Here is a 22610-nt window from a genome sequence, read left to right as displayed (position 1 = left end):
ATCACGTCGCCCATGAGCGCTATGCTGGGATTCTTGCAGAATATCTTGTGGTTGAGGCGTCAAAACGAGGGGCGTGGGCCGGGTGGGCATTGACGGCGATGCCGTTGGCGTTAAACGGCGGCACAACCGCATCAGGCGGAACATCACTGACGGGGGTTATTCGCCGATGCGGGGATGACCATCAATGGCGGAGGGTTGCCCATCGGCTGACGGCGTTCATATTCTTCCAGTCGATCACGGGCCGAGGTGCTGTGGCTGTCGCTGTGGGTACGGTAATAATCATAGGGCAGCAGCAACGTATCCAGCATGGCGGAAAAAGGGACATCAAGCACCACCATCGGCATCATCGCCCAACTGGTGTTCTCATCCTTCAGCGTAGCCATGCTGGCTTGGGTGCCGGAATAGTACCCCTGCTCGCCGCCAGAGTGAGTCATCACGCTGGAACAACCGCTGCATGTCGCCAGTATCCCGCCTGACAGTACGAGCGACAATGAGGTATTTCTCAGTATGGTCATCATGTTACCTTGAGGAAAATCGTCCCGGTTACGCGGTTGGCTGTGCTTACAGCAACCTTGCGCTGCGGCCTTCACATGCTTTAGCTAAATGTGCTTGTTGTCCAGTGTATGCGATTACATCGGAGCCGGGTAAAGAATAAGAAAATTTTCCCGTCTGCCTTGTTGAAAAGCAGAGATAAATCACCATATCCCTATCAGACCTGCAGACATACGCCGACAGGGTATAAGGCTGTGTTCCTGAATACAGTTGCTGCGGTCAGGAGCCCGTCCGGATGGAGGGCCGCCCTATTTTAACCTCGCTGTATGCCAGGAGATTATTGTATGCGTAATCCCGATTTTTCCCCGCTGTATCGCTCCGCTATTGGTTTTGATCGTCTGTTTAATCTGCTGGAAGCTGGCCAGAGCCAGGGTAATGGCGGATATCCTCCTTATAACGTCGAGCTGGTTGACGAAAACCAGTATCGCATCGCGATTGCCGTGGCCGGTTTTGCTGAAAGCGAACTGGAGATCACCGCGCACGACAATATGCTGATTGTCAAAGGATCACACCGCGGCGACGCCACCCCGCGCAATTACCTCTATCAGGGGATTGCCGAGCGCAATTTCGAACGCAAATTCCAACTGGCCGAACACATTCAGATTAACGGCGCCAGCCTGGAGAATGGGTTGCTGTTCATCGAGTTACAGCGGGTGATTCCGGAAACGCTGAAACCGCGCCGCATCGACATCAAATAATCGCGACGGCCGCCGGCATCTTACGCCGCGGCGATCAGAGAGCCGCCTGGAGCGATAACGTCGCCTGGCGTCTGTCTCGCTATTCGTCCGCCGTACGGGGACGCCCGGCTATCGACCGGAAACCATTATCTCGCTTCACAGAAGGAGTTATGAATATGCGCAATTACGATTTGTCCCCCCTGCTGCGTCAGTGGATCGGTTTTGACAAGCTTGCCAGTTCCATGGGGAATCAGGACGCGGTGGAGTTCCCGCCGTACAACATCGAGAAAATCGACGATAATCATTACCGCATTACACTGGCGCTGGCCGGGTTCCGCCAGCCGGAGCTGGATATTGAAGTGGAAGGCCAGCGTCTGACCGTGAAGGGCACGCCGACATTACCGGAGAAAAAAGTGCAGTATCTGCATCAGGGGCTGGTGTTCAAACCATTTTCGTTGAGTTTTACCCTGGCCGAGCATCTGCATGTTTCGCAAGCGCAGTTCCAGCATGGGTTACTGCATATCGACCTGATCCGCGAGGTGCCGCAGGCATTGCAGCCGCAGCGCATCGCTATTGGTCGCCCGGCGCCTGAACGTATTGACGGTGCGCCGAACGAACAGGCGTAACCGGTCATCACTAGCCGCTCGCACGGTGTTGGCGAGCGGTTTTTTAACATCTCCTCGCGTTTTCCCCGGTTGTCGAACTACGGTGGGCGAGAGTTTGCTTTATGCCGGCTGAATAGTTTTTTTCATTTGCAGGAAAAATGTTGGAAAACACTTCAAAATTATTTTACTTCCTGACCAAATAGGGTGAAATAAACCGATAAATAATCACGGTAGAAAAAATATCTATTAATAGATTGTTATTAACATCATCGTTAATATCATGTTTGATAATTGTTATTTTATAGCTTAATAATTCACTTTTATTTATTTTTGAAATGGTGTTTTTATTTTAAAAAGTAAATTATTAAATCTGTTTAGTAATTAAAATAACAATGGTGTATTCCGTTTTTATAATACTATTTCCCTCGTTGATCACTTCACTTGATTTTGATGGGACGAGAAAAGCACCCTGCTCTTTATTGTTTTCTCGTCTTTTTTTTACTGATGCTGTACCCGTTGTGTTTGTCAGGTCGTATCCCGCCATGAAAGATGGCGATGGCACGCCGAAACTCGTTATCTGCATTTATTTATGCCTTTTGCATTTACCTGTTTTGTCAGATAGCGAAATTAAGGGTGATGAAGAAATAAAATAACTCCTCCACTCATAATGCGGGACCTCCGGTAAAGGCGGCCGATTTCGTTTTAATTTTGAGTGGTGTTGTTATGTCTGCAAATAATAGCAGGTTAGTGAAGCTTCTTATTATCCTCGGTATAGCCGTTATATTTTGGTTTGTTCCGGTTCCTGAGGGTGTTAATCCCACCGCATGGCATCTGCTGGCGATATTTATTGCCACAGTCGTCGGGCTAATCCTTTCCCCCTATCCCCTTGGCGCCATTGCCATTTTTAGTATTACCACGGTGTCGGCGCTCGGTTTGCTGCCGGTCAAGGATGTGTTGGTCGGGTTTAGCGACCCCACTATCTGGATGATTGCCTGCGCCTTTTTTATTTCGCGTAGCTTCATCAAAACCGGGTTCGGTCGCCGTATCGGATTTCTGTTCATCAGTAAACTTGGTAACAGCAGTCTTGGGCTGGCGTATGGTCTGGTGTTTACCGACCTGCTGTTTTCCCCGGCGATGCCGTCAACCTCCGCACGTTGCGGCGGCATTATCACCCCGCTGTTCCGTTCCATCGCCGAAGCCTACGGCTCAACGCCGGAACAGGGCACTCAGCGGCGTATCGGCGCGTTTCTGGTGCAGACCATTTTCCAGTGTAACGCCATCACGTCGGCGATGTTCATGACCTCAATGGCCGGTAACCCGTTGATCAGCAAGCTGGCCACCCAGTTCGGCGTGCACCTGACCTGGACCGAATGGGCGGCGGCGACGCTGGTGCCGGGGCTGCTATCGTTGATAGTCATCCCGTTGGTGCTCTACCGTTTCTATCCGCCGGAGCTGAAGAAAACGCCGGAAATGCGTGAACTGGCCAAGGTTCGTCTGCAGGAAATGGGGCCGATGAGCCGCAACGAATGGATTGTACTGTGCGTCTTCCTCGGGCTGGTGGTGTTCTGGGTGTTGGGATCGTCGCTGAATATCGACGCGACCCTGACCGCACTGGGTGGGCTGAGCGTGCTGTTGCTGACTCGTGCGTTGAGCTGGGAAGACGTCACCGGCGAGAAAGAAGCCTGGCACACGGTGGTGTGGTTTGCCGTGTTGATGATGTTGGCGACCCAACTGAACAAGATGGGGTTGATTGCCTGGCTGGGCGGCATGGCCGGTCACGCCGTTGCTGGAATGCACTGGTTGCCGATGCTGGGCTTGTTGCTGCTGGTGTACTACTACAGCCATTACTTCATGGCCAGCGCGGTGGCGCATATCAGCGCCATGTACGCGATTTTCGTATCGATCGCCATTGCGGCCGGAGCACCGCCGGTGTTGACGGTGCTGGCGTTTGCGGCATTCAGTAACCTGTTCATGGCGACCACGCATTATTCCGGCGGCCCGGCGCCGATCATGTTCGGTTGCGGCTACCTGCCGCTGGGAACCTGGTGGAAAATCGGCTTCCTGATTGGACTGGTCGTCATTCCTATCTGGCTGGGTGTCGGCAGCCTGTGGTGGAAAGTGCTGGGGCTGTGGTAATAACCTGCTGCCCGCCAAAATGGGATTTACCGCCGCCGAATACGGGCGGCGGTTTTGTTATCAGCACGCGCAGAAATAGCCTGAACAGGTTAAGATAACGGGATCGATGATGCGAATTCCGGAGCGAGAAATGAGTAAAAAAAAGACACCGCTGAAGTTAGGCACGTCGATCATTCTGATGGTGTCGGCGGTGATTGGCTCCGTACTGCTGGTGGTTTACGCGCTGCTGTTTTTCCGTATTACCGAACTGACCGAAACGCACCTCAAAGATAAAGCTTTTGCGATTGCTCGCACGGTTGCCAATTCGCCGCTCGTGGTGAATGACCTGAAAGGCATCGGCGACCCGATGCTGGTACAAAACTTTTCCGAGAATGTGAAAAGCCGCAACCACCTGTTGTTTGTGATTGTGACCGATATGGGCGGCATCCGTCATTCTCACCCGGAGCCGGGACAGATCGGCCGTCACTTTATCGGCGATGATCTCTACCCGGCGTTGCTGGGGTTGGAGAATACGGCGGTGAATCGCGGGGTATTGGACCCGGCGCTACGCGTGTTTACGCCGGTATTTGACGAAAATAACCGCCAACTCGGTGTGGTCGTGGTGGGGATTTCGCTTTCCAGCGTACAGTCCGTCATCAATGAGAATCGTTGGATTATTCCCTGGACCATTCTGTTTGGTGCGCTGGTCGGCCTGCTGGGCACCTATTTCCTGGTGAAAACCCTTAAACGCATCATGCTGGGGTTTGAACCGTTCGAGATTTCCAATCTGTTTGAGCAGCGTAATGCGATGCTCAAACAAATCAAGGAAGGGGTGATCGCGGTCGATACCGACTTGCGCGTTACCATCATCAACGACGAAGCCAAGCGGTTGTTCAGCCAGCATGGGTCCGGTGAAACGCTGGCGATCGGCAGCACGATTAGTCACTGGCCGGCGTTGATGAATCTGGAAAAGGTGCTGGAGTCCGGTTCGCCGCGGCAGGATGAAGAAATCAATTTCAACGGCAACCTGCTGCTGATTAACACCGTACCGGTGGTGGTGAAGGGCGATATCATCGGCGCCATCGCCACCTTCCGTGATAAAACGGAAGTCAGCCAGTTACTGCAACGCCTGACCGGGATGTCGTATTACGCCGACGCCTTGCGTGCCCAGTCGCATGAATTCATGAACAAACTGCATGTGATTCTCGGGATGCTACATTTGAAATATTACCCACAGCTGGAAGAATATATTTTAAAAACCGCCAATAATTATCAGGCGGAAATCGGTTCGATTATCCGAAAAGTAAAATCGCCGGTGATTGCCGGGTTCCTGTTGGGTAAAATCAACCGTGCGCGGGATCTGGGCGTCACGTTGTCCATCAGCGAAGACAGCCTGTTGCCGGATACCGACGATTCGCAGTCCACCAATGAATTGATTACCGTGCTGGGTAATCTCATCGAAAATGCGATGGATGCCTTATCCGGTCTGGAAAACCGTGAGATTACCGTGACGTTCCATCATCAGGATGGGCAGTTGCACTGCACGGTCAGTGACGACGGACCGGGCATTGCGCCGGATATTCAGCAGCGTATTTACCAGGAAGGATTTTCCACCAAAGGCTCCGGGCGCGGCATCGGCCTGTATCTTACCCGGCAGAGTCTGGAAAAAATCGGTGGTACCATCGATTTTGAATCCGAACCGGACGTTTATACCCAGTTTTTTGTGAATATCCCTTATCAAGCAAGGCAGTTTGACCATGATTAAGGCAATTTGACCATGATAAATGTACTGATCGTCGATGACGACGCCATGGTGGCGGAGTTGAATAAATGTTATCTGAATCAGATTTCCGGGTTTAGCTGCTACGCGACGGTGCCGACGTTGCAGCAGGCGCGAAATTTGCTGATGCAGCCGGACTGCGAAATTGATCTGGTGCTGTTGGATATTTATATGCAGCAGGATAACGGTCTGGATTTGCTGCCTACGATCCGTGAATTTAGCGAACACACGGATGTCATCATTATTTCGTCGGCCAGCGATGTGTATACCATCAAAAAAGCGCTGCACTACGGCGTGGTGGATTATCTGATTAAGCCGTTCCAGTTCGCCCGTTTCGAGCAGGCGCTGACGGCTTACCGGGAAGAGGCCAACCTGCTCAAACATCGTGAGTTTGTCGCGCAGTCGGATATCGATAACCTGATTCGTCGCACCAGCGGCACGCCGACGGTGGAGCGCAAGAAATTGCCGAAAGGGCTGACCAGCCTGACGTTGCGCACCGTTTGTGAGTGGATTGAGGGCAATCAGGGCGCGGAATTCTCTACCGAGATGTTGGCCAATGCGATTGGCATCTCCCGCGTTTCCTGCCGCAAGTATCTGATCTATCTTGCCGATACCGGTATTCTCGATACCAATATTCTCTACGGTTCCACCGGCCGCCCGGTTTATCTCTACCGGCTACTGCCGGAAAAGCAGGACGCACTGCGTCAGTACTGCGAATAACATCAAAACAACGAAGCCACGGATACCGTGGCTTGAGGCTGTTGACAAACAGCTATATTGCCTTGTGAATGGTGAAGTTTGTCCGGTCAGTGAATAATTTCGTGCGGGATAAACGGTGTAATTTCTTTGCTGCTTCATCGCACGCCCGACAAGGAGAGGTTCAAACGCCACCTCTCCTTGACCACTGGCTGGTGGCTAAACTGCGGCGCTACGCGCTACCTTCGGCGTTCGACTTCGCGGTTCGGGCCGCCCGTGACGCTCTCCCGGAGCGGCACGGGCTTTCGCGACGTCCTGTCGCTCACCCGGCGAAGCCGCCCACCTCAGCGCAGTTTTTGACGCCGGAAAGATGCCTCATCCTGTACTTAATGCGTCTGTCAGCAGTCTGAAGCCACGGATACCGTGGCTTTTTTATCGGGCGTGTAAAACGAAAAAGGCCACGCTATCTGTGGCCTTGTCGCATATAAATCCGCGGAGAATTACACCAGCCAGCCCAGCAGCAGGGTGGCGGCGATTACGGTGGAAGCACCGCCGATACGGGTGGCGATTTGCGCGAACGGCATCAGCGACATGCGGTTGGATGCCGACAGGATCGCCACATCGCCGGTGCCGCCCAGACCACTGTGGCAACTGGTCACGATGGAGGCTTCGACCGGATACATCTTCAGGTACGGTGCAATGAAGAAGCTGATCAGCGCCATCGAAAGCACCACGGAGCCACACACCACCACGTAACCGATGGAGAACACCGCCACCACGCTTTCCAACGGGACATACAACATGCCCAGACCAATCATCAACGGCCACACCAGTGAGCTGGAGACGAATTTGTAGAAGCTGTTGGCACCGGTTTCCATGCTGGATGGGATAACACGGCCGTATTTACACAACACCGCGATCAGAATCATCAGTACCGGGCCGGGGATATGCAGCACTTTTTCAAACAGCCCGCCGACGATGAAGAAGGTACAGATCAGCAGCAGGCCGCCGCCCATCAGATGGAAATCCACCGTCTTCGGCGCGTCTTTTACCGCAAACAACGCGTTGTCGGTTTCGTTGCGCACCAGATTGCCGTTACCGTTCAGGTCACTGCGCCATACGCCGATACGGGCCAGCACGCCGGCACAGATGATGGCAAAAATGTTGCCGACTACGGCTGCCGGCGCCAACTGGGCGACGTAGACATCCGGCGCCTGACCGAGGATAGCGGAATAAGCCAGCGACAGCGGCAGAATACCTTCGCCGATACCGCCGCCGATGATCGGCACGATGATGAAGAAGAAGGTGTGATAGAAGCTGTAGCCAAACAGTTTACCGACCAGTAAACCGGTCACTACCGCTGTAGCGGTGCCCACGACCAGCGGAATGAACATCCGGATCATGCCCTGAATCAGAATGACGCGGTTCATGCCCAGAATACTGCCCACCACCAGACTGGCGATGACGAAGTAGAGGAAGTTGGCGTCTTTCATCAACAGCTTGACGGTATCCAGCGTGTTGGCGTTAAACAGATGAAAATACACTAGGATCGACGGCACCATCAGGCAGAGAATCGCCGGGCCGCCGATTTCTTTCAGTACCGGAATACGTTGGCCGATATAAGCCAGCAGGAATCCCATGGTCATAATAACGGCAAAACCGCCGATCATGTTTTTAGGCAAATAGCCTGCATAGGAAGCAATAAAAACAATCGCGGAAATAACCAGAAAGAGAATAAAAGGCACAGAACCAATACGTATTTTATTGATGCTTTCCAGTAAACCTGGTGATGGTACGGCGGTAGCGAGCGTGTTATCGCTCATGATTTCAGTTTCAATATTTTTCATTATATTCACCCTGTTGTAGCGGCATAGGACAGAGATAATCAGCTTGCTCTGCAAGACGTGGAAACGGCGTTAGGGCGCAAAGCACATGGTCATACCCGTCATACTTCAAGTTGCAGGTGTGTTGGCTGCGTTCGTTCACCCGAATCACTTACCTGAGTAAGCTCATCGGGATTCTCTCTCTTGCCGCCTTCCTGCAACTCGAATTATTTTGGGTATATGAGATACACCATCAAAGACGAATGCGATGTTATTTTTATAAGAATATGGCAGGTAATCTAGCATGGAGAAATGTTAAAAATAATAGCCGTTCACTACAAATATAGGGGAATTGTGAACCTCACAGCAATTCATCTTTAAATAACTTAATTCGCCATTTTGTAATTAAAATTAATTTGTGAATGTTGTGGGTGGGATATTTATATGGATGGGTTATTTATTGCTATATAAAAGTAACACGTTAGGGGTAAAATAAAAAATAAATTTTTAAAGTTATATAAATAAAATTTTTTAAGTAACGGCAGGGAAAAATCGATTGTATACCCAAAATAATTCAATTTGCCGGCCCGGTGAACCGCTCCAGCATGGATTGCCTGACGGTCACCGGGTGGCTGGTTTTCCCTTTGGGGTTTTATACCGTTCTGGGTAATGCGTGTTGCGCTCGCGACGGGGCATGGCGCCCTGAATGACCGTGTTGTTCTAAATGGAAATGCTCTATCGCCTGTGCCAACAGCATGGCTTGCTCCTCCAGTGAACCGGTTGCGGCAGACATTTGCTGCACCAGCGCCGAGTTTTGCTGTGTAACGCCGTCCATCTCATTCACGGCAATGGTGACCTGGCTTATCCCCTTCGCCTGCTCATCCGATGCATTAACAATTTCATTGATAATAGTTTGTACCGAGCTGACGGCTTGGGTCATTTCCTGCATGGTTTTACCGGCATCGTTCACCAGTTGTACGCCATTCTCAACACGCTGGCCGGATTCTTCAATCAGCGCGGCAATCTCTTTCACCGCGTTGGCGCTGCGTTGCGCCAGACTGCGAACTTCCGATGCCACCACGGCGAATCCTCTGCCTTGTTCGCCTGCGCGAGCGGCTTCAACCGCCGCGTTCAGCGCCAGGATGTTGGTCTGGAAAGCAATGCTGTTGATCATGGTGGTGATGTCGCCGATCTTTTTCGCGCTATCGTCAATCTGCGCCATCGTCTGAACCACCTGGCCGACCAGCGTTTCACCGCGACGGGCGATTTGTGTGGCGTTTTCTGTTAATGCCGTAGCCTGATGAGCATTGTTGGCATTGTGTTTCACGGTTGCGGTTATCTGCTCCATGCTGGCGGCGGTTTGCTCTAGTGCGGCGGCTTGCTGCTCAGTGCGTGAGGCGAGATTGATGTTGCCGCTGGCGATCTCTGCCGCCCCTTGATGCACCGCGTCACCTGCTTCCTTGATTTGCTCTACCACCTGACGTAACTGTAATTGCATGGTGTGCAAAGCGAAAAACAGGCTGCTGCGATCATTCGGTTTGATCGCAATCGTATTGTTGAGCTGCCCGCTCGCAACCGACAGCGCAATGGTGGCTGCTTCGAGTGGTTCGCCGCCAAGTGGTTTAAGTACTTTCCGGTTGAAGGTCATTCCCAGCAACGCGCTCACCAACAGGATGCTGAAAACCATCAGAATCACGGCATTGATTAACTGCTGTTGGGCAGCCTCCATGACTTTGTTCACCGGCGCGGCGATACCCAGATACCATTTATCCGTACTGTTGCCGATGGTGATGGGGTACCAGGTTACCAGCGCTTTTTCGCCCAGTAGCGCATCATCACGTTGCACCACGGCCGAGGTAAGGCTATCCGTTTTCTCGTTCCAGACCTTGCTCGTCATGGATTTATCCGGATAAGAAACCACTTTGCCCGCGCTGGAGAGCAGCATCGCGTAACCGCTGCCTGACCAGGGTTTAATTTGATTAACGGTTTGCTGTAATGATGCAAGAGAAATATCCGCAGTGATCACGCCAAACAGTTTTCCCTGAGACACCATTGGCGCCGCTACCGATGTCAACAGCGTTGGGACGCCGTTATAGGCATACGAATAGGGTTCGATTAATGTATCTTTCTGGCTTTTTTGCGGCAGCAAATAGTAATCGCCCTGACCGGGCGTCAGGTAGGAAAGCAGCGGGTTCATTTTGTAATTGCCGGCCGGGTCACGGTCGACAAACCAGGCGTAGCGGCCTTTGGGAGCCTGACCCGGTTTACCGGCAAATTCGGCATCGCGTCCGTCAAACGCATTCTCTTCGAAAATAACCGACACTGAAAGGTAATCCGGATTATCCCGCAGAGCGTATTCCGTCACCTTATCGACTATTGCGCGGTCTTTAATGCCCGCCGCCGGCAACGAAATCAATGCCTGCCCGAGGTTATGCGCCACGTCACGGTCATAGTTGAGTTTTTGTTGAATTTTCAGCGCTTCACTTTGGGCTATCTGTTGTAAATAACTCTCCGCCAGTGATTTTTGTTCTCGACTGGATTGCCAGCTCAGTACCCCGATGGTGACAGCAAAACCAAGAGCAATCGTTAATGAGCCCATTAACAACATTTGGGTGCGGATACTCATTGTCTTTTTTGGTAGTGATTGGTTGACCATATGATTCTCCTGATCTTGATCCCTATCGTAATCAATATCGAACGCTTAACAGTGAAGTTACTGTTATTTGACTATCGGCGCTTTTTTTTTGAACTTTAAAGACACTGATGTGTAACAAGATATTAGGACAGGATTGGTCATTCGGCGATTGACTCGCTCACTTTTTGTTTGTGCATCGCACCAGGTAGACGAAACAAAGCAAGGGCTTGTATAAGCCGGGCGAGGGTATTGTCGGTTGTCGCCGGGTGAGTTATGCGCGGTGGGATAAAGTTTTTTTATAATGCGCAAATAGTTGGCGAACTCTCAGCAGGGATGATAGGAATACATCATCGCGGTTGGGGTTTTGTCAGTATTTTCACCTGAATTTAACCTTTTTAACACGTTTTATTGTGCAGTAATTCACCATTCGAGAGGATTTTCCTATGAGTTATTGTTTGGTGATAATTATCGCATGTTGTACAGGATGTGGTTTTATCTGTTGATTTTTTGTTATTTTGTGGGTGTTGTCACCAAACAAATGGCAAATTGAGCTAATTTTATATCTTGCTGATTCTGCGGTTTCTGTTTGTAAATCCTAACAGGTTATATTGACGCGATTGTGATCTGTTGACACATTGTGGGCGTCACAAGGAGGAGGGCGGCAGAGTACCTGGAATCATCATGATTGATCCGACAGGGCTGGCGGGAGTTTTCCTGCTTGTCCCGCACTGTTGTCTCTCCCTGTTTACTATTACATCAGTCTTTGGGTGCATTGCTCGGGCTGAAATAGAAGAAAAGTACAGACCGCCGCGATAAGAATCATCGCGATAACCCCAATTGCGATATCCCTGTTGCAATCACAACAGTCGCGATGACAACAACAGGTCTGACTGACACACAACATCCACAATGGAGTTCATGTAATGGCTAAATCCCTGATGAAATCAAGGGTGCTGAAGTTCAGCCTTGGTTTGCTGGCGCTGTCCGTCGCCGCCGGTGTACAGGCAAAAACCCTGGTGTATTGCTCAGAAGGTTCTCCAGAAGGCTTTAACCCGCAGCTGTTTACGTCCGGTACGACGTTTGATGCCAGCTCCATTCCTATCTATAACCGTCTGGTTGAATTCAAAAGCGGGACTACCGAAATCGAGCCGGGCCTGGCCGAAAAGTGGGACATCAGCGCCGACGGCAAAACCTACACCTTCCACCTGCGTAAAGACGTGAAGTGGCAGGACAGCAAAGAGTTTAAACCGAGCCGTACCTTCAACGCCGACGACGTGCTGTTCTCTTTCCAGCGTCAGATGGACGCCAACCACCCGTTCCATAAAGTCTCCGGCGGCAGCTACGAGTACTTTGAAGGCATGGGTATGTCGGACTTGATCGGCAAAATCGAGAAAGTGGATGACTATACCGTCCGCTTCCAACTGACCCGCGCCGAAGCGCCGTTCCTGGCTGACCTGGCGATGGACTTTGCTTCCATCATGTCTGCCGAGTATGGCGACAAAATGCTGAAAGCCGGTACGCCGGAGAAAATCGACCTGGATCCGATCGGCACCGGTCCGTTCCAGTTGCAGCAGTACCAGAAAGATTCCCGCATTCTCTACAAACGTTTTGACAGCTTCTGGGGCACCAAGCCGGGTATCGACCGTCTGGTGTTCTCCATTACGCCGGACGCCTCTGTGCGTTACGCCAAGCTGCAAAAAGACGAATGCCAGGTGATGCCGTACCCGAACCCGGCCGATCTGACCAACATGAAGCAGGACAAGAACATCGAACTGCTGCAGAAGCCGGGCCTGAACGTGGGTTACCTGTCGTTCAACGTTGAGAAGAAACCGCTGGATAACGTGAAAATTCGTCAGGCGCTGACTTACGCGGTGAACAAGCAGGCTATTATCGAAGCGGTGTATCAGGGTGCCGGTCAGGCAGCGAAAAACCTGATTCCGCCGACCATGTGGGGCTATAACGACGACGTTAAGGACTACGCTTACGATCCGGCCAAGGCCAAAGCGTTGCTGAAAGAAGCCGGTATGGAAAATGGCTTTGAGATAGACCTGTGGGCGATGCCGGTACAGCGTCCGTACAACCCGAATGCGCGCCGTATGGCGGAGATGATTCAGGCTGACTGGGCTAAAGTCGGTGTGAAAGCCAAGATCGTCACCTACGAGTGGGGCGAGTATCTCAAGCGCACCAAGGCTGGTGAGCATCAGACCATGCTAATTGGCTGGACCGGCGACAACGGGGATCCGGATAACTTCCTGGCGACGTTGTTCAGCTGCGATGCGGCGAAGAAAGGCTCCAACTACTCCAAGTGGTGCTACAAGCCGTTCGAAGACCTGATCCAGCCGGCTCGTGCGGTGTCCGATCAGGCTAAACGTATCGAACTGTACAAACAGGCTCAGGTTGTGATGCACGATCAGGCTCCGGCACTGATTGTGGCGCACTCTACCGTGTATGAACCGATCCGTAAAAACGTGAAAGGCTACGTTATCGAGCCGCGCGGCGTACATAGCTTCAATCACGTATCAGTAGATTAATTATCTTATCACGTCACATTTATGGGCGATGGCAGCGCTATCGCCCCTGTTGTTTTTGGAAATGCGTGTTTCTTTAAGTGAGTTTTTTGGAAACTTGTGTTTCCGTAGGGGAACGGCAGGGGGCGCTTCAACGCCTGTTTTAATGCAGTGAGCAATGTCAGGCTCGATGGTGAGCACCATCGGGCCCTTTATTCTCTATACGAGAAAGCACAGAGAGTTCGGGATATGTTGCAGTTCATACTCCGTCGTTTGGGGCTGGTTATCCCAACGTTTATCGGTATTACCCTACTGACTTTCGCTTTCGTGCACCTGATCCCCGGCGACCCGGTGATGATCATGGCAGGAGAGCGCGGAATTTCGCCGGAGCGCCACGCGCAACTGATGGCGGAACTCGGGCTGGACAAGCCGCTCTGGGAGCAATATGTCCACTATATCAACGGCGTGCTGCACGGCGATCTGGGCATATCGCTCAAGAGCCGCATCCCGGTCTGGGATGAATTCGTGCCGCGTTTCAAAGCCACGCTGGAACTGGGCGTCTGCGCGATGATTTTCGCGGTGATCGTCGGCATTCCGGTTGGGGTACTGGCGGCGGTCAAACGCGGTTCCGTGTTCGATCATACCGCGGTCAGCGTGGCGCTGACCGGTTACTCCATGCCGATTTTCTGGTGGGGCATGATGATGATCATGCTGGTATCGGTACAGCTTAACCTGACGCCGGTGTCCGGCCGGGTGGGCGACACCGTATTTCTGGACGACTCCCTGCCGCTGACCGGTTTTATGCTGATCGATACCTTAATCTGGGGTGCGGAAGGTGACTTCAAAGACGCGGTAATGCATATGGTGCTGCCCGCCATTGTGCTTGGCACCATTCCGCTGGCGGTGATTGTACGCATGACGCGCTCGGCGATGCTGGAAGTGCTGGGCGAAGACTATATCCGTACCGCCCGTGCCAAGGGGCTGAGCCGCCTGCGAGTGATTGTGGTACATGCATTGCGCAACGCCATGCTGCCGGTGGTGACGGTGATTGGTTTGCAGGTGGGCACCATGCTGGCCGGGGCGATCCTCACCGAAACCATTTTCTCCTGGCCGGGGTTGGGCCGCTGGTTGATAGACGCATTGCAGCGCCGTGACTACCCGGTGGTGCAAGGCGGGGTATTGCTGGTCGCCACCATGATCATTCTGGTGAACCTGCTGGTGGATGTGCTCTACGGTGTGGTTAACCCGCGCATCCGGCATAAGAAATAAGGGGGACGCGGAGATGACTCACGTTACCGAATCCGCGGCGACGGCTGCGCCGAAGCCCATGACCCCGTTGCAGGAGTTCTGGCACTATTTCAAACGTAATAAAGGGGCCGTCGTCGGCCTGGTTTACATCATCCTGATGCTGGTGGTCGCGATTGGCGCCGGCGTACTGGCGCCGCACGCACCGGCTGAACAGTTCCGCGACGCGCTGCTTAAACCGCCGGTTTGGCAGGACGGCGGCAGCTGGCAGTACATCCTCGGTACCGACGATGTGGGTCGCGACGTGCTGTCGCGCCTGATGTACGGCGCGCGCCTGTCGCTGCTGGTAGGCTGTCTGGTGGTGGTGATGTCGCTTGTCCTCGGCGTCGTTTTCGGGCTGCTTGCCGGTTACTTTGGCGGTACGGTCGACGCCGCCATTATGCGTTTGGTCGATATCATGCTGGCGCTGCCGAGCCTGCTGCTGGCGCTGGTGCTGGTGGCGATTTTCGGCCCGTCTATCGTCAATGCGTCGCTGGCGCTGACCTTCGTATCGCTGCCGCACTATGTACGCCTTACCCGCGCCGCGGTGCTGGTGGAAGTGAACCGCGACTATGTGACCGCCTCGCGCGTGGCCGGTGCCGGCCCGCTGCGCCAGATGTTCGTCAACATTCTCCCTAACTGCCTGGCGCCGTTGATCGTGCAGGCATCGATGGGTTTTTCCAACGCCATTCTCGACATGGCTGCACTTGGGTTCCTCGGTATGGGCGCACAGCCGCCTACGCCAGAATGGGGCACCATGCTCTCCGACGTGCTGCAATTTGCGCAGAGCGCCTGGTGGGTGGTGACGTTCCCCGGTTTGGCGATCCTGCTGGCGGTATTGGCATTTAACCTGATGGGGGACGGCCTGCGTGATGCTCTCGACCCCAAACTCAAGCAGTAATAGAGCAAGCAGTTATAGAGGTAGAGAGATGGCGTTACTCAACGTAGAGAAACTGTCCGTTCACTTTGGTGATGAGGGGTTGCCGTTTCGCGCAGTAGACCGCATCAGCTATCAGGTGGAACAAGGGCAGGTGGTCGGCATCGTCGGCGAGTCCGGCTCCGGCAAATCCGTCAGTTCGCTGGCGATCATGGGGTTGATTGATTTCCCCGGTAAAGTGATGGCCGACCGGCTGGAGTTCAACCAGCGCGATTTGCAGACGCTGTCCGACAAGGAGCGGCGTCAACTGGTGGGGGCGGAAGTGGCGATGATCTTCCAGGACCCGATGACCAGCCTAAACCCTTGCTACACCGTGGGTTTCCAGATTATGGAAGCCATCAAGGTGCATCAGGGCGGCAACCGTAAAACCCGCCGTCAGCGGGCGATCGACCTGTTGAATCAGGTCGGCATTCCCGACCCGGAATCGCGGCTCGATGTGTATCCGCACCAGTTGTCGGGCGGGATGAGCCAGCGCGTGATGATCGCGATGGCGATCGCCTGTCGGCCGAAACTGTTGATCGCCGACGAGCCGACGACGGCGCTGGATGTGACTATTCAGGCGCAGATCATCGAACTGCTGCTGGAGTTGCAGCAGAAAGAGAACATGGCGCTGATCCTGATTACCCACGATCTGGCGCTGGTGGCGGAAGCGGCGCACCACATCATCGTGATGTATGCCGGGCAGGTGGTGGAATCCGGTAAAGCGGCGGACATTTTCCGCGCTCCGCGTCACCCCTATACCCAGGCGCTGCTGCGCGCGCTGCCGGAATTCGCGGTGGACAAGTCCCGCCTGGCGTCGCTGCCGGGCGTGGTGCCGGGCAAGTACGACAGGCCGACCGGCTGTTTGCTCAATCCGCGTTGCCCGTACGCCGGCGATCGTTGCCGTCAGGAAGAGCCTGAGATGCGGGATATCCCCGGTCGTCAGGTGAAATGTCACACACCGCTGGATGATGCGGGGAGGCCAACCGTATGAGCCAGACCATGAATGCCGCCGGGCAGCCGTACCTGCTCGAAGCGATTGATTTGAAAAAGCACTACCCGGTGAAAAAAGGGTTGTTTGCGCCGGAGCGGCTGGTGAAAGCGCTGGATGGCGTCTCTTTTACGCTGGAGCGCGGCAAAACGCTGGCGGTAGTGGGTGAGTCCGGTTGCGGCAAGTCCACGCTGGGCCGCTTGCTGACCATGATCGAAACGCCGTCGCACGGCGAGCTGTATTATCAGGGCCAGGATCTGCTCAAGCCGGACCCGGCGGCGCAGAAGCTGCGTCGGCAGAAAATTCAGATCGTGTTCCAGAATCCGTATGCGTCGCTCAATCCGCGCAAAAAGGTCGGCCAGATCCTGGAAGAGCCGCTGGTGATCAACACCGATCTCACCAAGGCGGAACGCCGTGAAAAAGCGCTGGCGATGATGGCGAAAGTCGGCCTGAAAACCGAGCATTACGACCGCTACCCGCACATGTTTTCCGGCGGCCAGCGCCAGCGTATCGCGATTGCCCGCGGGTTGATGCTCGACCCGGACGTAGTGATCGCCGATGAACCGGTGTCCGCGCTGGATGTATCGGTGCGAGCGCAGGTGCTGAACCTGATGATGGATTTGCAGCAGGATCTGGGGCTGTCTTACGTGTTTATCTCTCACGACCTGTCGGTGGTGGAACACATCGCCGATGAAGTGATGGTGATGTATTTGGGCCGCTGCGTGGAAAAAGGCAGCAAAGACGCGATTTTCAACAATCCGCGCCACCCGTACACCCAGGCGCTGTTGTCTGCGACGCCGCGCCTGAACCCGGACGCCCGCCGTGAGCGCATCAAACTGACCGGCGAGCTGCCAAGCCCGCTCAGTCCGCCGCCGGGCTGTGCCTTCAACGCCCGTTGCCAGCACCGCTTCGGCACCTGCACCCAGTTGCAACCGCACCTGAAACCGCACGGCGAGCAACTGGTCGCCTGCTTCGCGGTGGAGCAGGAGGACAGCCAGGTAAGCTGACGTCTGTGGTAAGTAACATCGGTAGTGAAACAAAAACGGCCCCGATTAAAACCGGGGCTGTTTTTTTATACGTAGAATCGGCTGAGCGGCTTTCGCCAGCATCAGCTATTTTTTAGTAAACATCTCGTCCAGATCCGTCACCGATCGCAGCTTCCAGGCACTGTTTTCCTGCACATAGCAACTGACGAGGCGTTTCGGGCTTTTTTTGCCCAACACCATATACAAGTTGACGCAGACAGGGTCGGCATCGGTACTTTCGATACTGATATTCTGCCGCCAGTCTTCATCGTCAAAATCTTGTACCCGGAGAAAGAAATCCACATCTATGGAAACCTTTGAGGTACGCAGCGCCTTGACGGTGTCGCGGGTGACATACTTCTCCAGTGCCGGGTCATTATCCTGAATAGGGTGCTTGTCCTGGATAATTTGCCCGAGATACCACTGATAAAAGGCAATCGCCTGTTTTGCCGCACCATCGGTATCCACGTATTCCTCTTCTTCCTCTTCAGCGGCAGGGGCGACGCTGGGAGCCGTCAGCTCGGCTTTGAGTGTATCCGCATCAGCATGTTTTGGCGCTGGCGTGCCGGCGGCATAGGCCGCTGCGGAAAATAGCAGCGCCAGAGGGAGTAACTTGTTCATTTTTATATCCTTATAACATCAGTAATTGTGTTAGACGTTCGACGGGATAGGGCGCTTTATTCTCTCAATTGCCGCCACTTACTATCGATCTCCCGCTGAATGGTGGTGATCAATGGAGCTGGTAGGTTGAAATGGCTGGCTTCCCGATGAAATCCTTTGGCGACGTCGTAGAGCTCATCCGCCATGTCGAGTACAGCTTTGGCCTTTGATAACCCAGCCTGTCCCGCCAGTTGCTCCATTGTGCTTAAGGTAATTCGGGAACCGTGACCATTAAACGCCGTCATATGCTCTCCCTGTGGCGATGGACTGTAGACCACATCATAAAACGGGGAAAGTCGCCAGTTGTCCCGGTCGTCCGCCAGAAACGAGAAATTTTTGGCGTGGTCGTCCTGATTGACCAACAGGTAATTGAACAGTGCTCGATGCAGTAGCTTTCTGGCTTCTGTCACTCCGCACAGTAGGCGTGTTGCCTTGATCAGATCGACATAATCCAGAGAAGGCGCACGGAAGGAGGCATCCAGCAAGCCGCTGGCGGACACCATATGCAACCGGCCTGTTTCGCCGACACAGTCAAATCTGGACTGTTGTAACCAGTAGCGCCCTTCACCGACAGGCAGCAACTCAAAGTCGGCCACATCAATACCGACTTGCCTGGCTATTTTCATATAGAGGTACTCGATTTGGCTTTCAGCATGTTGGAGAGCGAATTTCTCTGATGTGAGCTTGACCAGTAGTTTGTCGCCCGCCGTATCCTGACGAGTGGTAAAGGTGCCGTCAGGCTTTTTTGTCACGCTGAGCTTCGGTCTGGCGCCACCAGAACCCCCAGCGTTCATCAAGTGTGCAATCAGACTGGATTCTGTACCTTCGAACTCTTCGACGGCGGCGTGACCCAGTTGGATCAACTCAATGGCCTCTTCACCAACGCCGTCAGGACGGGACATTGCTGGCTCATAGCGTAATGCACCCGGACCTCGGTGACCGATAAAAGCGAGTCTTTCCAGAGCCGTAATCCGAGCGGGGTTATAACCCTGCTGGCGGAAAAATCGGTCCATCAGATACAAACCCCAGCCGTCAGGCAGACTGTCGCCAAATATGCCGTGTAAGCCGTAATGAGGCTGGCGTGGCGCAGCCTGAAGCTGGTTATTGAACGCCAGATTGAAGGGGCCGAGAGAGGATGTATGGCTGGCGAGATAGTCTGCGTCATACTGGAAATAGACACCTTGGCGGTTTTCCGCCAGTTGTCCAACCCGTTCGTCCCGGCCATCACTTAAGCGGCGTATGACACCCAGAGGCACACTAAGCATTTTTGAGAACCTCTTCGATGCTGGTCGGCGTATGCGCTTGATTGGTGAGCGTGTTGAGATCGTTCAGGTTGCCCAGAACTTCGTACAACATCAGAAACTGTCTGAGTGAGATGTTACCTGTCGCTTCAAATTTGCGGATAGTGCTGTTGGGAACACCGGACTGTCGGGCCAGCGCATCGACAGAGAGTTTGCGATGTTTGCGCATCGCTTTCAGGTGCTGTTTGAGGTTTTGTTGAATATCGTAAGCCGTGTGTAGCGATAGCATATCAAGGCTCCTGAATACGCCATATTTGCTACTATATTAGCAAATATGGCGTAGAAATGACATTCGTTGCTAATATGGTAGCAACTAATGTTGTCGGCTACGTCATCAATCCCGATGGCCGCTCGGTTCTGCTCTCCCGGACCCAGCGCGCCAGCAGCCGAATAGCGTCGTGCACCTCTTCGTTCCAGCCGAAACCGGCGTTCAGGCGCAGGCAGTGGTCGTAGCGCTGGTCGGTGGCAAAGATGTGCCCCGGCGCGATACCGATGCCCTCTTGCCGGGCGCGGGAAAACAACTCGCGCGACGAGCGACAGCCCGGCGGCAGCGTGACCCAGATGGGCGTCGTAACCGCCGTTGCGCAATAGCTCGGCCAGTGCCACCTGCGGCGTCAGCGAGGTGCCCATGGTGGAAGTGAACTTGAGAGCGGCAATGTTGCGCTGCTGGCCGAAAGCAATACGGTGAACGCATCGCTGCCGGGCATGACGCTGACCACGCTGTTGCTGACACTGGCTGCTGCGGCGTCCTGGGCCTGCGGCAATATCTGCAACAAGCAGATTATGCGTCGTTATCAGGTCAACGCCATGTCGCTGGTGGTCTGTAGTGCGTTGATTCCGGTGGGACCGTTCCTGCTGTGCTCCTGGTTATTTGAGGGCGGAGACGCCATTGTCGCCAGCCTGACGACGATTCGGTTGCCTACCGTAATGGCGCTAATGTATTTGTCGTTTATTTCTACACTTTTCGGATACGCCATCTGGGGTTATCTGTTGTCGCGCTATGAAACCTGGCGGGTCGCGCCGTTATCGCTGTTGGTGCCGGTGGTTGGCATACTGAGCGCGGCGCTACTGCTGGGGGAAAGTCTGTCGGGCGGGCAACTGTCGGGAGGGTTGCTGGTGATGCTGGGATTGCTGGTCAATGTATTCGGCGCGCGGTGCTGGCCGTTGCGGCTGGCGCGTCAGTCATGACGTACTGTCGGGTGGTAATCCGAGGGGTGGGATCATTTAATTTATTTTAACCGTCTGGTTAATATTTAATCGTGGATTTTAGGCGAACACTACGCTATCTTCTCGCGGTCATTTATTGTTCGGCATCGAACAGGTAATTCCCTCGGTGATTAACCACCAGGGGATTATTGATACAGTGAAATCTTAGCCCGATAAATTACTCTGCTTTCAGCACGTTAAAGAAGATAATGTTCACTTGCGGATGATGTTATTTATTTTTCCGGGGTAATTTACCTTCATCGCAAATCTCGGTATAAGACTAATCCTAAAAGATTGTTTTTTGCGCTATCGCCCAGCGCTATATTCGCCGTCACCCTTTTCCAGGGAAATGTCAGTTAGATGAATAGTTATGATGATATGCAGCGCTTTAAGGATAAAGCCCAGATAAACGATATTAATTTCAGGGACATGTCCGGCCAGGTATTGCAATCTGACACCGTAGTCTGGCCGATCATGAAACAGCTGTTGCGCAATCAGGCAAGCGACGATTCGCTGTCCGGCGCGCAATCGGTGAGTATTGCGCAACCGGTGGCGGCTAATCTACATGCTTTGTCTGCGCCGGCGCCGTCAGCGTCTCGGCGTGTAACGCCAACATCAGCTCTGGTTTCCGGTTCTTCCGAAGATACCCCGCTTGCTCTGTTTAATGCGGTTGCTGCGTCATTGCCGCCGGTTGAGGCGGCGCCAGCGCCAGCGCCAGCCGCTGTGCCGGTAGCGGCGGCGGCGAGCGACGTTGCGCCGGAAGCGGCACGTCCGCATCCGCTGGCGTCTGCCCCGGTAATAGGTGGGGCTCAGGTTGTTCCAGAAGCCGGCCGGTTTCGCCAGTTATTCACTCGTCACCACCCTGATGAAATCCATTCGGCACCGAAGACCATGTTGTTGAAACCCTTGCTGGAGAGAATCGCGTTATGCCGTTAGTTTGTGTTTGTTCTCCGAAAGGTGGCGTCGGCAAAACCACCCTGGCGGCTAATCTGGCCTATGCGCTGGCCCGCGGCGGCAGCAAGGTGCTGGCGATTGATTTTGATGTACAGAACGCACTGCGGCTGCATTTTGGCGTGCCGCTGGGCGATGAGCGCGGTTACGTCGCCAAATCCGATGAAACGGCTGACTGGAGCCAGTCTATCCTGACCACGGACGATAATATTTTCGTATTGCCCTACGGCAATGTCACCGAGGAGCAGCGGCTGGCGTTTGAGCACCGTCTGACGACCGACCCGCTGTTTATTAAACGCGGTCTGAGTACGGTGATGAACTATCCGGGGCTGGTGATCGTGGCGGATTTCCCGCCCGGGCCGAGCCCGGCGCTGAAGGCCATGACCGAACTGGCCGATCTGCATCTGGTGGTGATGATGGCGGATACCGCCTCTCTGTCGTTGATGCCGCACATTGAGGGCAACAAGCTGACTGGCCAGGCGCTGAACCGCCGCAAGGGATCTTACCTGTTGCTGAACCAGACGGACAACCGCCGTACGATCAGCAGCCAGGTGGCGTCGTTTGTCCAGCAACGTATGCCGGATAAACTGATTGGCAGCGTACACCGTGATGAAAGCGTCGCTGAAGCCAACGCTTCCCAGCGATCTATTTTTGATTTCAGCCCGGTTTCCGCCGCTGCGTTTGATATTGAGCTGATTGGAAAACGCGTTGCGTCGCTGTTGGATATCCGCATCGGTAACGGAGAAGTTCACGCCGATTTTCCAGCCTACCAGACTGTTCCGGCCAATTAAGCGCCGGTTCGGCCTAATCCGTACGGAATTCATGTTCCCCGGCTGGCTTTCTCAGCGCAAGGTATGTGCGCGCGAACGTTTTCCATCAATGAAGT

General features: G+C 53.8%; 19 protein-coding genes and 2 pseudogenes. 13 read left to right on the top strand and 8 right to left on the bottom strand.

What is annotated here, in order from left to right; translation table 11 throughout:
• Positions 1–143: 143 nt before the first annotated feature.
• Positions 144–518 carry a YceK/YidQ family lipoprotein gene (locus FDP13_RS19610; RefSeq protein WP_027713556.1) on the bottom strand — a complete coding sequence of 125 codons (375 nt, stop codon included), beginning with the start codon at positions 516–518 and terminating at the stop codon, positions 144–146.
• A gap of 318 nt (positions 519–836) precedes the next feature.
• On the opposite strand from FDP13_RS19610, the gene ibpA reads away from it, so the two are divergent.
• On the top strand, positions 837–1250 hold the full coding sequence (ibpA, locus tag FDP13_RS19605) for a small heat shock chaperone IbpA (protein WP_015848396.1): 414 nt from the start codon (positions 837–839) through the stop codon (positions 1248–1250).
• A 155-nt stretch (positions 1251–1405) separates the two neighbouring features.
• On the top strand, positions 1406–1855 hold the full coding sequence (ibpB, locus tag FDP13_RS19600; protein WP_015848395.1) for a small heat shock chaperone IbpB: 450 nt from the start codon (positions 1406–1408) through the stop codon (positions 1853–1855).
• A gap of 343 nt (positions 1856–2198) precedes the next feature.
• Here ibpB and FDP13_RS19595 read toward each other — a convergent pair whose 3' ends face one another.
• Complete coding sequence (locus tag FDP13_RS19595) at positions 2199–2417, bottom strand: hypothetical protein (RefSeq protein ID WP_143840218.1); 219 nt, start codon at positions 2415–2417, stop codon at positions 2199–2201.
• Positions 2418–2557: 140 nt separating this feature from the next.
• Between FDP13_RS19595 and FDP13_RS19590 the strand changes: the two genes are divergently transcribed.
• From FDP13_RS19590 to dcuR, 3 genes are all read left to right on the top strand, one after another.
• Complete coding sequence (locus FDP13_RS19590; RefSeq protein ID WP_143840217.1) at positions 2558–3970, top strand: anion permease; 1413 nt, start codon at positions 2558–2560, stop codon at positions 3968–3970.
• A 130-nt stretch (positions 3971–4100) separates the two neighbouring features.
• Positions 4101–5714: a sensor histidine kinase gene (locus FDP13_RS19585; protein ID WP_143840216.1), complete on the top strand. Its 1614-nt coding sequence runs from the start codon at positions 4101–4103 to the stop codon at positions 5712–5714.
• A 12-nt stretch (positions 5715–5726) separates the two neighbouring features.
• A complete protein-coding gene (gene dcuR, locus FDP13_RS19580) occupies positions 5727–6449 on the top strand; it encodes a two-component system response regulator DcuR (protein WP_027713552.1) in 723 nt (240 codons plus the stop codon).
• Between the two features lie 476 nt (positions 6450–6925).
• On the opposite strand, the gene FDP13_RS19570 is transcribed toward dcuR, so the two are convergent.
• A complete protein-coding gene (locus FDP13_RS19570) occupies positions 6926–8272 on the bottom strand; it encodes a 2-hydroxycarboxylate transporter family protein (protein ID WP_143840215.1) in 1347 nt (448 codons plus the stop codon).
• Between the two features lie 628 nt (positions 8273–8900).
• On the bottom strand, positions 8901–10904 hold the full coding sequence (locus FDP13_RS19565) for a methyl-accepting chemotaxis protein (RefSeq protein WP_143840214.1): 2004 nt from the start codon (positions 10902–10904) through the stop codon (positions 8901–8903).
• A 902-nt stretch (positions 10905–11806) separates the two neighbouring features.
• On the opposite strand from FDP13_RS19565, the gene dppA reads away from it, so the two are divergent.
• The 5 genes from dppA (at position 11807) to dppF (ending at position 17588) form a co-directional block, all read left to right on the top strand.
• Entirely contained in the window at positions 11807–13414 is a 1608-nt protein-coding gene (dppA, locus tag FDP13_RS19560; protein ID WP_015848389.1) for a dipeptide ABC transporter periplasmic-binding protein DppA, read from the top strand.
• A 225-nt stretch (positions 13415–13639) separates the two neighbouring features.
• Positions 13640–14659 carry a dipeptide ABC transporter permease DppB gene (dppB, locus tag FDP13_RS19555; RefSeq protein WP_143840213.1) on the top strand — a complete coding sequence of 340 codons (1020 nt, stop codon included), beginning with the start codon at positions 13640–13642 and terminating at the stop codon, positions 14657–14659.
• Positions 14660–14672: 13 nt separating this feature from the next.
• Positions 14673–15575, top strand: a complete 903-nt coding sequence (dppC, locus tag FDP13_RS19550) for a dipeptide ABC transporter permease DppC (protein ID WP_143840212.1) — start codon at positions 14673–14675, stop codon at positions 15573–15575.
• Between the two features lie 28 nt (positions 15576–15603).
• Positions 15604–16584 (top strand): dipeptide ABC transporter ATP-binding protein, encoded by a 981-nt coding sequence (gene dppD, locus FDP13_RS19545; RefSeq protein WP_015848386.1) that lies wholly within the window; start codon positions 15604–15606, stop codon positions 16582–16584.
• Between the two features lie 8 nt (positions 16585–16592).
• Positions 16593–17588 (top strand): dipeptide ABC transporter ATP-binding subunit DppF, encoded by a 996-nt coding sequence (gene dppF / locus FDP13_RS19540; RefSeq protein ID WP_370512564.1) that lies wholly within the window; start codon positions 16593–16595, stop codon positions 17586–17588.
• Between the two features lie 105 nt (positions 17589–17693).
• Here the strand turns inward: dppF and FDP13_RS19535 are convergent, their stop codons facing one another.
• The 4 genes and pseudogenes from FDP13_RS19535 to FDP13_RS21860 form a co-directional block, all read right to left on the bottom strand.
• Positions 17694–18227 (bottom strand): DUF3828 domain-containing protein, encoded by a 534-nt coding sequence (locus FDP13_RS19535; RefSeq protein WP_143840211.1) that lies wholly within the window; start codon positions 18225–18227, stop codon positions 17694–17696.
• A 56-nt stretch (positions 18228–18283) separates the two neighbouring features.
• Positions 18284–19531, bottom strand: coding sequence for a type II toxin-antitoxin system HipA family toxin (locus tag FDP13_RS19530; protein ID WP_143840210.1), 1248 nt, complete (start codon positions 19529–19531; stop codon positions 18284–18286).
• Complete coding sequence (locus FDP13_RS19525; RefSeq protein ID WP_022635379.1) at positions 19524–19796, bottom strand: helix-turn-helix domain-containing protein; 273 nt, start codon at positions 19794–19796, stop codon at positions 19524–19526. The genes FDP13_RS19530 and FDP13_RS19525 overlap by 8 nt, the downstream gene beginning before the upstream one ends.
• Positions 19797–19893: 97 nt before the next feature.
• Positions 19894–20233 (bottom strand): annotated as a pseudogene (locus FDP13_RS21860) (PLP-dependent aminotransferase family protein); the annotation flags it as partial.
• 21 nt (positions 20234–20254) lie between these two features.
• Between FDP13_RS21860 and FDP13_RS19515 the strand changes: the two are divergent.
• From FDP13_RS19515 to bcsQ, 3 genes and pseudogenes are all read left to right on the top strand, one after another.
• A pseudogene (locus FDP13_RS19515) lies at positions 20255–20755 on the top strand (EamA family transporter); the annotation flags it as partial.
• A 378-nt stretch (positions 20756–21133) separates the two neighbouring features.
• A complete protein-coding gene (gene bcsO / locus FDP13_RS19510) occupies positions 21134–21709 on the top strand; it encodes a cellulose biosynthesis protein BcsO (RefSeq protein ID WP_143840209.1) in 576 nt (191 codons plus the stop codon).
• Complete coding sequence (bcsQ, locus tag FDP13_RS19505) at positions 21700–22515, top strand: cellulose biosynthesis protein BcsQ (protein WP_033575679.1); 816 nt, start codon at positions 21700–21702, stop codon at positions 22513–22515. Before bcsO ends, bcsQ begins: the two co-directional genes overlap by 10 nt.
• Positions 22516–22610 lie beyond the last annotated feature (95 nt).

Origin of the sequence: Dickeya sp. ws52 (genome assembly GCF_007210685.1) — a bacterium.
In the GTDB taxonomy this organism is placed as follows: domain Bacteria; phylum Pseudomonadota; class Gammaproteobacteria; order Enterobacterales; family Enterobacteriaceae; genus Dickeya; species Dickeya chrysanthemi.
This window is presented reverse-complemented; position numbering and strand designations above follow the sequence as displayed.